This window comes from Mesorhizobium sp. M7D.F.Ca.US.004.03.1.1 (assembly GCF_003998635.1).
Lineage (GTDB): Bacteria > Pseudomonadota > Alphaproteobacteria > Rhizobiales > Rhizobiaceae > Mesorhizobium > Mesorhizobium loti.
The window spans coordinates 1-12,044 of sequence record NZ_RZQG01000085.1 but is presented as its reverse complement, the minus strand read 5'-3'; the positions used below and the strand labels follow the sequence as shown (position 1 = coordinate 12,044).

10 protein-coding genes are annotated in these 12,044 nt (G+C 60.8%); 7 read left to right on the top strand and 3 right to left on the bottom strand.

From position 1 onward, the window contains the following. From EN935_RS08060 to EN935_RS08045, 4 genes are all read left to right on the top strand, one after another. Nucleotides 1-928 (top strand): DUF2169 domain-containing protein (locus EN935_RS08060; RefSeq protein ID WP_164771045.1); only part of this gene is annotated, 928 nt, incomplete at its 5' end. After that, entirely contained in the window at nt 925-1,935 is a 1,011-nt protein-coding gene (locus tag EN935_RS08055) for a hypothetical protein (protein ID WP_109661607.1), read from the top strand. The genes EN935_RS08060 and EN935_RS08055, both read left to right, overlap by 4 nt. 10 nt (nt 1,936-1,945) lie before the next feature. Beyond that, a complete protein-coding gene (locus EN935_RS08050; protein WP_109661606.1) occupies nt 1,946-3,025 on the top strand; it encodes a PAAR-like domain-containing protein in 1,080 nt (359 codons plus the stop codon). Further along, nucleotides 3,012-3,884: a hypothetical protein gene (locus EN935_RS08045; protein ID WP_109661605.1), complete on the top strand. Its 873-nt coding sequence runs from the start codon at nt 3,012-3,014 to the stop codon at nt 3,882-3,884. The genes EN935_RS08050 and EN935_RS08045 overlap by 14 nt, the downstream gene beginning before the upstream one ends. A gap of 57 nt (nt 3,885-3,941) precedes the next feature. On the opposite strand, the gene EN935_RS08040 is transcribed toward EN935_RS08045, so the two are convergent. The 3 genes from EN935_RS08040 to tssI are packed head-to-tail and all read right to left on the bottom strand — an operon-like array spanning nt 3,942 to nt 7,782. Beyond that, a complete protein-coding gene (locus EN935_RS08040) occupies nt 3,942-5,021 on the bottom strand; it encodes a HEAT repeat domain-containing protein (protein WP_109661604.1) in 1,080 nt (359 codons plus the stop codon). Then, nucleotides 5,021-5,446, bottom strand: a complete 426-nt coding sequence (locus EN935_RS08035) for a DUF6484 domain-containing protein (RefSeq protein WP_109661603.1) — start codon at nt 5,444-5,446, stop codon at nt 5,021-5,023. Before EN935_RS08035 ends, EN935_RS08040 begins: the two co-directional genes overlap by 1 nt. An 8-nt stretch (nt 5,447-5,454) precedes the next feature. Next, nucleotides 5,455-7,782: a type VI secretion system tip protein TssI/VgrG gene (tssI, locus tag EN935_RS08030; RefSeq protein WP_109661602.1), complete on the bottom strand. Its 2,328-nt coding sequence runs from the start codon at nt 7,780-7,782 to the stop codon at nt 5,455-5,457. Here tssI and tagH point away from each other — a divergent pair. From tagH to tssM, 3 genes are all read left to right on the top strand, one after another. Further along, nucleotides 7,763-9,094 carry a type VI secretion system-associated FHA domain protein TagH gene (gene tagH / locus EN935_RS08025; RefSeq protein ID WP_348629877.1) on the top strand — a complete coding sequence of 444 codons (1,332 nt, stop codon included), beginning with the start codon at nt 7,763-7,765 and terminating at the stop codon, nt 9,092-9,094. The two genes, tssI and tagH, sit on opposite strands and share 20 nt — an antisense overlap. A gap of 302 nt (nt 9,095-9,396) precedes the next feature. After that, nucleotides 9,397-10,902: a type VI secretion system protein TssL, long form gene (gene tssL, locus EN935_RS08020; RefSeq protein ID WP_127264053.1), complete on the top strand. Its 1,506-nt coding sequence runs from the start codon at nt 9,397-9,399 to the stop codon at nt 10,900-10,902. Between the two features lie 22 nt (nt 10,903-10,924). After that, nucleotides 10,925-12,044: type VI secretion system membrane subunit TssM (gene tssM, locus EN935_RS08015; protein ID WP_127373254.1), on the top strand; the 1,120-nt coding region annotated here is incomplete at its 3' end.

The window sequence follows — 12,044 nt, the reverse complement described above, 5'->3', positions numbered from 1 at the left end:
CGCCGACACCCATTATGGCGATCCGGAAATCACCTCCATTCGCGTCGAGACCGACTTTGCCCCTGTCAAACCGAAATGCGAGGTTCTGCTCGACGCCATGGCGGTCGCTCCGAAAGGGAGGCAGGCGGAAGCGATCGAAGTGCGCCTGGTTGGGCCGGGATTGGACAAGCGCGCGGTGGTCACCGGCCAAAGACGCTGGTTCAGAGGTGGGCTCGGCATCCAGGCATCACGGCCGCACCCCTTCATCTCAATGCCGCTGGCATGGCACCTCGCATTCGGCGGCACCGACCGAACCGATCCTGATCCAACCAAGCATCGCGGTGACGCCGTCAACCCGATCGGAAGCGGTTACCTTGTCGGCCAGGGCAACATTGACGGCACACCGCTGCCCTGTGTCGAGCATCCGCAATCGCGCATGGCTATCTGGAACGACCGGCCCAACCCGGTCGGCTTTGGTCCAGTGCCCCGCTTTGCCAAGGAACGGGCGCGCTATGCCGGCACCTATGACAAGCATTGGATGGAAAACGTCTTGCCGTTGTTGCCGCAGGATTTCGACGACTGCTACTTCCAGGCAGCCCCCCCGGATCAGTGGCTCGACAAGCTTTCCGAAGGCATGATCTTCGGCTGCTTGGGCATGAACGAGAGCGGCAAGTTCAAGGTGAAGCTACCGGCGATGTCGGTTCCGGTGCGGTTCATGTTCGACGACAGGACCGAGCACAAGCTGGTGGCGCCAGATACCCTGACCATCCTGCCGCACGAGGCGAGGATCGTTCTGGTCGGACGGGTAAGCACGAAGCTGCCCCGGAAATTTGTGAAACTGCAACAGGTCCAGGTGGGGAAGGAGCCGGAGCCGATCAGTGGCAAGCCGCACTACGCCGGGTTGAAGGAGGCTGTGGCGGCGTTGGCCGGAATGCGCAGAAAGAAATGACCGCTATTTCCTGCATCAGCCTCGTCTGCCCTGTCGGCTACACGCCGGCAAGTGCTGCTGCCGCCATGCGGGCGAGCATCTCGGTATTCGAGGAGTTGTCGTATCGGGGCAGCGGCGGTCAGCCGCTTCGCGGAGCCAGGGTTGAGGCTGTTCGGCGTGAGACGCGTGGCCGGAGCCGTCTTGCGGCACTGGCTCGACTGGCCGTCGACCATATCGATGCGAATGCCGCCGCCCTGCTCCCTTGGGGCGAGATGCCGTTTCTCCTGTGCACACGCGACGCCGATATGCCCGGCGCGCGCATCAACGGCATCCTGGCCGGACTGACGGCGCCAAACGGTGCGCCGCTGGCTGGCGAGCGCTCCTTGCATATCACGCATGGGCAAATCTCGGCTTTCGTCGCGATCGAACAGGCGCGCAAGCTGCTGAATGAGCGCAAGGTGGAAGCCTGCCTCATCATGGCGATCGACAGCCTGATCGATGCGCGCTCACTCAGCTGGCTGGACAGCCAAATGCGACTGAAGACGAGCGAAGTGACGGATGGCCTCATCCCCGGTGAGGCGGCCTGCATTCTGGTCATCAGCAAACGTCCGATCGTTGCCGGTTCTTTGCGGTTGCGAGGGCTGGGCCTGGCCATCGAAAAGGCAACAGCCAGCAACGAGGAACCGTTCCGGGCCGATGGCCTCAGCGCGGCATTGAAAGCCGCACTTGGCGAGGCAGGCGTGCAGATGCACGAAATTGCGTTCCGCCTCAGCGACGTCGGAGGCGAATCTTACGCATTCGAGGAGCTCGTGCTGGCGCAGATGCGAAACATGCGCAAGACGCGTCCAGGACAGCCTGTATGGCATGCCGCCGACTGCATAGGCGATTGTGGAGCGGCGGCTGGCCCGCTTCAATTTGCCTGGGCGGAGCAAGCATTCAAGCGCGGCTATGCTCCCGGCGAATTCGCGGCGCTGCACGGCAGTTCGATGGCGTTCGGCGGCCGAGCCGCCGCCGTGGTTTCGGCGTAACGGAGCGACGATGACGAAAAACGTCTTTGCCGGAAAGTGGGAGATCGCCGCCGAGAACGGGATGAACAAGTCGATCGCGCGGTTTCCGGACGTATGCATGTCACCACCATCGCCGCCAGCGGGGCCGATCCCGATTCCTTATCCCGATACGTCGTTCTCGAACAATCTGAAGAGCGGCTCTTCCACGGTGAAGATCGGCGGCAAGGGCGCGGCGCTGGCGCAGGAGTCGTATTACCAGGAGTCTGTGCTAGGCGACGAGGCGGCGACGCGCACCTTCGGCGCGAATGTCGTCACACATCAGATCACCGGCAAGACCTACTTCCAGGCCTGGTGCATGGACGTGAAGTTCGAGGGCAAGAACGTTTGCCGGCACTTCGACATCACCACCAGCAACCACGCCTCGGGCGGAACGACGACGGCGCCGCTTACATCGCTTGAGATGATGGCCATCACTGTATTTCAGCAGAAGCTTGATTCGGGTATTTGTCCTTGTTGCGACGAAGCAGCCCACGAATGGCAAAAAGACCCTAAGGGGGGAATGTTCAAACTCGTTACTGAAGACCGGTTCTTGAGCAAGAGAGTGGGCGCAATTCCCGATTCCAGTTCCATGAAAGGGGCGTTGGTGAATGCCGCCAACGACCTGCTGGCAAAGAAGGCTGCCGCCAGGGCCGCAGCCAAAGCCAACCCGGCGGCTGCCTGCAACAACGTCCATCCCGAGCGAACCGACCCCTGCGCCCTGTATTGCGATATCCCCGCGGGCACCAGATATCCGCCGGCGACCCCGGGCGGCAAGGGCAAGACACCAGCACAGAAGTGCTCCGAAAATTTCAGGGAAGCCAAGCGCAAGCAAACGATGCGATACTGGGAGGGAAAGTTGAACGCCGGGAAGCCGCCCGACCAGCATGTCAAATTTGGCAAGAAAGAAAAAATCAACCACAAAACCCCGAAATTTGGTGGGGGATGCAGCAGCCCTAAAAACACTGTTCCGGAGAGCGCGATGGGTGGGCCAGAGTGCACCGATATCGAGACCGCTCAGACCACCTTCGAGACCGAAATGAGTAGAGTGGAGCAGTCCCTTGGCCTCACTTGAGTCTAAAGCCATGAATCTTAGCGACCTGGCTCTCGGGTTCCATTTGCCGGACGTCGACCTCGGCAGTCTCGATTATCGCGAGTTGATCCACAGCAAGTCCGACTGGAGCGTCGTCGCGGGGATCATACTGGCCTGCCGGGAAGGCAACTTCGAATTCCTCAAGGACGTACATAAAGTCATGCAGAGGAACGACGGTTACCTCCTCTGGAGTGCGTGCATCAACATCGTTGGATACGCCGGCACCTGGGAGTCCGTTGTCAATCTTTCCCAACATCTGAGCGCCAATGGCGGTGAAGCGGAGAACGCCCACTTCATTGCAGTCTTGTTTGGCACGTCCTGTGACTTGCGAGCGGTGGACAAACTGCTCCACATCTACATGACTACAAAGGAACTCGACACGCTGAACCAGATCCGTGCGGACCTTTCTTCGCTGCTTGAACCCACGAACGGAGAAGTGTTCGACGGGATCGATGATGACGGCGATGGCGATGACATGCCCTCCAGGGATGGGAGGGAGCGCTACTCGCAGGTGGTTCGCAAACGTCGCGATGCCGTTCTTGCAACACTGCCCGATTCCCGCCCGCCTGTGTTCGAGGGGCAGATTTATAGCGTCATTGCCACAGCACGAAGGCTGCTTGAGCAGATCGAGGCGGAACCAGAATACGGGGAGCGCTTCTTTCGTGGAAAGATGATTTTCGAGGCAGCGACTGGCACTGATTGCTCCGGTTTTTTTGACGAACTCGGCCGATTAAGGCGCATCCAGGCAAGCGCTGTTCTCGAAGGCTTCTTCGATCGTGAAGATCTGAACAAGTATCAGGTTGGGCAACGTTACTTTTTCAATTACCCGATCCCAAGCTAGGCACTGCACTTTCCTTGCGGTGTCCTACGTCTGCAGTCGCGTTCGCAGATCCCACATTCATGATCGTGTGGTGGCGGTCTGCGCCAGCCACGTCTTCACCTTATCCGGCAATGCGAGCCGTACCACGTCATCCTCGAAGTGCTTCGCGAAGGCCGATCCCAGTTCCATCGGATCGACGGTGAACAACTTCGTCTCTTCCCTGGCTTCGGGATAAAGCTCCAAAAACGCCGTGCAGGCCGCTACCGCCACATGGGGCTCGCGCATACGCTCGATGAGCCAGGCCAGAACGGACCTATCGCCCAGCATACCGATACCACGCACCGCAAGCGGCGCCGTCGGTAATGTCCTCATCAGCCCGCCCATCCACGCGCGGATGTCCTTGTGCGGCCCGGCTTTGACCAGCGCACGCATCGCAACCATGGCGTGGGGTCCGGCGGCGGTTGCGATTTTCCTGAGTTCCTGGCGCGTAAGATCGCCGGACCCCAGTTCGACGAGTGCCCATGAGGCCCATAGGCGGACGCGTTCATCCCCGTGTTCCAGCGCAGATTGGACATCCCGCCCCAGATCGAAACGTCGAAGTTGACCTGCGAGACGCAAGGCGGCAGCCCGCACCCTTGAATCGTTGTCTTTGACCAGCCGGGCCAAAGTCGCGCCCGGGTCGACATTGTGCACAATGCATGACGAGACGCCGAGGAAGCGGGTGAAGGCATCCTGGCTACCGATCCACTCGCGCACAAAAGGCCCGATCGCCGCCGGCTTGTGCCACGCAAGCGCGCCGACCAAGCCTTTGGCATCATCGGCCGTCAGGCTCCCGAACTCGACCGCTTGTGCCACCTTCCCGCCATCAGCCAGTTCCAGTGCCATCCAAGCGAAGGCGAACAGCTCGCCTTTCTCCGGAAAATTCTCGTGCTGCGCGATCAGAAATGGCCATGTAGCAGTGCCCGCGATGCGCAGGCCGTCGAGGTTTGTCTCCAGCCGCTCGTCGATCTGGGCGATGACCTTGGCGTCGGGCGGATCCTCGGCGGACCAGCTGTCACGCTGCGCCCACAGGAAGGCGACGAGTTCCGCATGTTGGCGCACGACCTCCGTCGCGATGCGAACCGGGCGTTCCCCTTCTGCCTTCGACGACGTTCGCATCAGTTCAGGTTGATCGAGCCGCCGCGAATGCGTTGCGCACCACTGGCATGACTGGTGATGTGAGCGCCACGAATGGTGATGCGGCCGTCTGCCTCCATCAGGATCGTCGCCTTGCCGCATCGCAATTCCAGGCGATCCTCGGCGGTGATCTGCACACGCTGTTCATCCCGGATCACGTGTGGAGTCGCTTTGGGGCGGTTGGGCTCGACGATCCGGCCGACAATCAGAGGCCGGCGCGGGTCACCTTCCTGAAACAGCAAGGCCACCTCGCAGCCGATCATGTCCGACGACAACTCGCACAGGCTGCGCGCTGGCAACGCCGTCTTCTCCGGATTGCCGGGAAAAACGACCAACGGGGACTCCTCCCCGAATCCCAGGAAGGCGCCGATCACCACGCCGTCGATCTTGTCCCTGACCTTGCTCATCGTCGCCCTCAATTCTCGTTGATCTTCGAGCCTTTGATGATCACATCGCTCGACGCCTTGATATTGATCGTGCCCGAGCCCTTCACGGTAATATCCTTGCCCTCGATGATGATCGTGCCGTCTTTCTTCATCACGATCTGCGCGCTTCCGGACTTCAGCGTGATGGACTCCTTAGCGTCGAGCGTGAAGTTCTTGCCAACGTCGATGACTCCGCTTTCGCCGACGTCGATCTTGCTGCCTTTGGCGATCTTGAGCATGTGCCCGCCGCCGACGTCAGTGCTGTCGTTGGATTTGATGTTGGCTATGCGTGAGGCGCCTACATCGGTCGCCTGCGACGCGGCGATGGCGACGGTCTGCCCGGCGCCTATGCTGATGCTCTGATCGGCGCCGATGGTCCAGGTGTCGCTCGTCCCTATGCTGTGCGTCTGGCTGATGCCCACGCTCACCGAGCGCGTCGCCCCGATGGTGTTGGTCTGCATCGCTCCAACGGTCCTCGTCTCCGCGGCACCGACGGTGTCGATGCGAGCCGCGCCAACGGTGACTGTCTGAACCAGGCCCACGGTCTGCGAATGATTGGCGTCGATATTCTCCGTCGAGTTCGACACGACATGAATCGTCTCGTTGGCCATGACCGTCAGCGACCGGTTCTTGCCCACCGTCTCGGTGTCGTTGCTGCCGATATTGGTGGTCTGGTCGACGCCGACTTTGACCGTCTTGTTGTTGCCGACGTCCTCGTCGAGGTTGTGGCCGACGGAATGCTTGGCGTCGTGGTCGATGCGGTCCGACTGATCGTGCTGCACCAGCTTGGTTCGGTCATGCTTGATCAGAAGGTTGTGATCCTTCTGCGCCTGGAAATTGACCAGTTCGGAGCCGGCCTTGTCCTCGAACATCAGTTCGTTGTAGCCGCCGCCGCCGAGCGAGGAGTTCGACTTCCAGCCGGATTGCGTGGCATTCGCCGGCAGCCCATAGGGCGGCATCTGCGAGGCATTGTAGACCCGGCCGGTGATGATCGGCAGATCAGGGTCGCCTTCAATGAAGTCGACGATCACCTCCTGGCCAATGCGCGGTATCTGGATAAAGCCCCAGCCGCTGCCGGCCCAGGTCTGCGAGACCCGCACGAAACAGGAGCTGTTCTCGTCCTTCTTGCCCAGGCGATCCCAGTGGAACTGCACCTTCACCCGGGCGTATTTGTCGGTGAATATCTCCTGGCCCGACGGGCCGACAACCGTTGCCGTCTGGGGCCCACGCATGATCGGCCGGGGCGTGATGCGCGGCGGACGATAGGGCAAGGCGGTCGGCGCTACGCCGAGGATCACCTTGAAGTTCTCGCTGTCGACGTCGGCATGGCTTCTGTATCCCGGATCGAACAGCCTGTATTCGGCACTGACCACCAGATACTCCTGGTTCTGGTCCTCGCGCGGAAAGCCATCCAGCTTGAACGTGCAGCCCGAAGAAAGGCCGCGGACAGTGCCGACCGCGGCGATGCGCTGGTGGACGGCCTGGATTTCCTCGCGCCGGATCGCAGCGAGGTTGTCGCCCCGGCCGACTTCGAGATGCGCGCCGGGCTGGCGATAGTTTTCGCCGGCGGCCAGTTTGTGACTGAACGGCTGGGCCGACTTGGCCATAAGGTCGGCGCCCGGCTTCTTGAAATCATAATCGGTGTGGGCATAGGCGCCCGGGCGCACCGAACTGCCCGGTATCCATTCGGTGATGTACTCGACATCGCGCCGGGAGCCCTGCCCTTCAAAATGATAGGGCACTTTCTCGTAGCCCGGCGCTGGCTTCAGCTTGCTCATCGCATCGGTCAGGACAAGCGTGTGTTTGCCCTCGTCATGCTCGAAAAAATACAGGATGCCTTCATGCTCGAGCAGTCGCTGGACGAAATCCAGGTCGGTCTCGTCATACTGCACGCAGTATTCGCGCGGAGGGTAGGATCCCTGCAGACGCAGATCGAATTCCGCCGTGCTGTATTTCTTGAAGACGTCCTTGACGATGTCGACGACGCTCTTGTTCTGGAAAATACGGCAATCGGTGGTGTTGCCGAGGAACCAGAGCCATGGCCTGACGACTGCTTCGTAGTAGGCCAGCCGGTCTTCGATGCGGGTCAGCCGAAACTCGGACACGAGGCCGCTGAACCACCGTTTCGGATCGGATTCACCTTCGACCGAAACGACACCCCCCAGCATCTTCAGCGGATCGATATCGGGGCTGGGGCTGACGAACCCTACCGTATAGGCCAAACAACGGCTGATCTCATCGCGCCCGACAAGATGCGTGAAGGTCAACAGCTCGGCGCCAACAGGTGTCTGCACAACCGTGGCACGTTCGTTCGGCATGGGTCGTGCCCCTCCTGGACGCGGCCGCCAGCGTGGTGGATTTAAAGTTCCCGCTCTATTAACAAGATCACGCTCAGAAACTTTTCGATCCGCCGCACAAGGCCATGTTGAGTCTACCACATGTTGTCCAGCAGACCAAAGGGACGGGGGGCGACTGAACCCTGCCCTGTCAATGCATCGGCTCGAAACGCTACTGTCCTGTTGTGCGCGCAAACTGCTAGTATGTGGAGTATCGGTCAGCGTTCGACGGCGATCCTGGATGTACATCAGTCTGCAAATCAACAGTATCGACTCCTTGCCCGCTGATATCCCGACCGGCTACGCGGCGCGTGATCGCGGCTTCGAAATCGGACGCGAGGCTTGTGACTGGACCTTGCCGGACCCGGACAAGTTCATCTCCGGTCGGCACTGCGAGGTCCGATACGAGGCAGGCGCGTTCTGGTTGCACGATGTCTCGCGTAACGGAACCTACATCAACGGATCGAGCCAGCGTATGACCGGCCCGCATCGGCTGAGCCATGGCGACCGGATGCTGATCGGCCGCTATGTCATCTTCGTATCGATCGACGACGAGCGCGTCACGACAGGTCATCCCAGCCACAGTTCGACACAACGAGAAATGCCGGCCGCGACAGGCCGGCCGCTGGAATTCGCCGCCGAGCCGTTCTTCACTCCACCGGAGCAACAGTCCGGGCAGCGGGTTCCGGCTCCGGCGTTCTCGTCGCAAGCGCCACTGCCCTCGACGAGAGACGAAGTCCTGCGGGAAATCGCGATCGCGGCCGGCATCTCGCCGGAATTGCTTCAATCGCGCGATCCGCATGAAGTTGCCGCCGAAATCGGCACGGTCCTGCGGACAGTGGTCGAGGAGCTGGCCATGCTTTTGAAAGCGCGCGCGGCCGCGAAAATGCTGGCCAAGAGCACACAACGAACGATGATCAGCACCGCCGACAACAATCCCCTGAAGTTCGTCCCGGGAACCGACGACATCCTCGAAATCATGTTCGCCCGCCGCAGGGTCGGCTATCTTGATGCCAGGCGCAGCATCGAAGATGCATTCCGCGATCTCAAGACGCACGAATTCGCCACCTATGCCGCCATGCAGGCTGCGCTATCGCGGCTGCTTGATGACCTGTCGCCCGAGGCGATCGGAAGGAAACTCCCCCCTACGTCGTTCTCGTCGAAGAAAAGCCAGGCCTGGGACGCTTTTGTCGCGACCTGGCGAACCATGGAGGAGGCCCATGAGAACGGCATGCTGGACATATTCCTGGCCTATTTCAGCGAAGCCTATGCCAAGGCCGACAAGCAAAAATAGACCGGCCCAAAGGGGATGCGAGGCTGAAGTCGACGAAGAAAACCTCTTCGGTGCGCGGCATCCGGTTCCAATAGAGAGTTTCTGAGATTACGATCACATACGACACTTCGCTAAGCGGGTAAGGCTGATCGACCTGGGGGTCTGCGGCAAATGTCATCTTTCGGCGGGATAGTAAGATATAGCCGACCTTTCGCCGGACACTGCCAGGGTCGGCAGGGGTTGCATTTTCTTCACCTGACGAGAAACCGTTTTGCGCCTGTGTCGCCCAGTCGCGGGCATACAGCCTGCTCGGACGATCGGCCATGAGTTCGAAAGACGATCCTTTCGGCCCGGCAGGCAAGACCGTCATTCGCGCCCCTCCACGGCGTGAGCGAAAACTGGCGCCAGTCCCTCAGGAGCCCGTCGCGGATGGCGGGCAAGCCTCGCAGATCAAGGATTCGACAGTGTTCGATCCCGGCGTCGGCCGGCATACACCGCCGGGCTGGACATCCGGGACCGTGATTTATCAAGGAGCTCCTTCCGGAGCGGCAGGAGGCGTCGCTTCCGCGGCGGCGCCGGCTCTACGGCAGGAGACCCTGCTCAACGTCACGGACAGTGTCAGATATTCCGCAACAAACCCGATCCTTGCCGCGGCCGCACCGTTGCTGATGCTGTTCGGCCAACTCAGGCTTATCGCCATCGAGAGACAAGCCGGGCCGTTGGCCGAACACGTCACCGCGGCGATTGATAGATTCAACAGGACACTGGAGAAATCAGGTGTTGCCGAAGAGGATGCGCGGATTGCGAAATTCGTCCTCTGCGAAACCGCCGACGATCTCATCGGCAACCTGCCTTGGCCACAGAAAGACGCTTGGGCGCAGCACAGCATGCTGTCGCAGTTCTTTCACCTCGAGCCCAGCGGCACAGGCTTCTTCGAAGCGCTGAACAAGATCCTGGCCAGTCCCGAGGCACACTACGATCTGCTCGAACTGATGCATGTCTGCCTGTCGCTGGGGTTCGAGGGCCAGTACCGGGGCCTGACGCGCGAAGACAGCAATCTCGAACGTGTTCGGCGCGACGTTTACGAAACGCTTCGCTACTTCAGGGCACGCGCAGACGCCGACATCTCGCCCCGCTGGCAGGGCTTGGCGTCGACCATGACGCAATCGTCGACACGCGTGCCGCTCTGGGTCGTCGCGGCAGCTGCGTCGGCGCTGCTGACTGCTGCATTCTTCGCGCTGCGGGTCTTCATCACCAATGAAGGCGATGCCGCCGCCGGTGAATTGCTGGCTCTCACCCCATCGACGCCGATCGCCATCGAACGGGCCAGCGTGGCACCGTTGGCGGAGCCGGCGAAAGTCGTCCCACCCGCCGCCACAACCACGCAGATCGATCGCATTCGTTTGGCACTGGCCAAGGACGTCGAAGGCGGCGGGCTGACCATCGGCACGAAAGGCGATTTCATCGTGGTCGAAATCAACAATCTCCTGCTGTTCCAGTCCGGCAGGGCCGAGGCGAAGCCGGAGTTCCAGCCAATTGCCGCCGATATCGCCGCAGCCCTGGAACCCGAGCGCGGACCGATCAGGATCGTCGGCCATACGGACAATGTGAAGCCGCGAAAATCGAGCCCGTTCAAGTCCAACTTCGATCTTTCCGTGGCCAGGGCGAAGGCTGTCGAAACAATGATGGCACCAAAGTTCAGCGATCCTTCGCGACTAACGGTCGACGGCAAGGGCGAGGACGAGCCAATCGCCGACAATGCGACGCCGGAAGGCCGCGCCAAGAACCGCCGTGTCGATGTGATGATCGCCAAGGAGGAGACATTGTGAGCACGGCCGGTTGGAAGCGGCCATGACGCGTTGGCTGCTGCGGATATTCAGCCTGATCGCGCTGGCCGGTTTCGCGGAGGCAGTCTGGTTTGGCGGACCCTTGATCCGTTTCGCCGATACCCGTCCTCTCGGACCTGCCTGGCTGCGCGCCACGATCATCGGAGTGATCGTGGCAGCACTCGCGCTTTTCTACGGCCTGCGTTTCTGGCAGGCGAGAAAAGCGCAAAGAGCGCTCGAAACCGTGGTCGCACACAATGACGACCGCGATGACGACTCGCGGGTGCTCGAAGCCCGCATGAATGAGGCCGTAGCGGCGCTCAAGCGGTCGAGCGGCAAGCGCAATTTCCTCTATGAGATCCCCTGGTACATCGTCATCGGCCCACCCGGCGCAGGCAAGACAACGGCACTGGTCAATTCGGGTCTGAATTTTCCGCTGGCCGGTTCGGGTGATGCCCAGCCAGTTGCGGGCGTTGGCGGAACACGCTCCTGCGACTGGTGGTTTACCGACCAGGCCGTCCTGATCGACACTGCCGGACGCTACACGACGCAGGATTCCAATGCCGAGAGCGACAAGAAGAGCTGGCTTGCCTTCTTGTCGCTGCTCAAGAGAGCCCGCACACGGCAACCGATAAACGGCGTCATCCTGACTATCAGCCTTGCCGATCTCGTCAGCCTCGACGATCAGCAGCTTGACGCTCACGTCGTCGAGATACGCAGTCGTCTGCGGGAAATCCACGAGACGCTGAAAATCCAGTTTCCGGTGTATCTGCTGTTCACCAAGGCCGACCTGGTTTCCGGGTTCATGGATTACTTCAGCGACTTCGACGAGCCACGCCGGCGCAAGGTCTGGGGCGCGACATTCCAGACGACGGATCGCAACAAGAATATGGCCGCCGAAGCTCCGGCCGAATTCGATGCACTGGCAAGACGCCTGGCAGAGGAGATGCCTGACCGCCTTCAGGAAGAGGCTGATCCGGTCGCACGCATATCCGTCTTTGGCTTTCCAGCGCAGTTTGGCGCGTTGAAGGAGCGAATTACGAATTTCATTGCCAGGCTGTTCGATCCGACCCGTAGCCAGGTGAACGTCAGCCTGCGTGGACTCTATTTCTGTTCGGGCACGCAAGAGGGAACGCCAATCGATC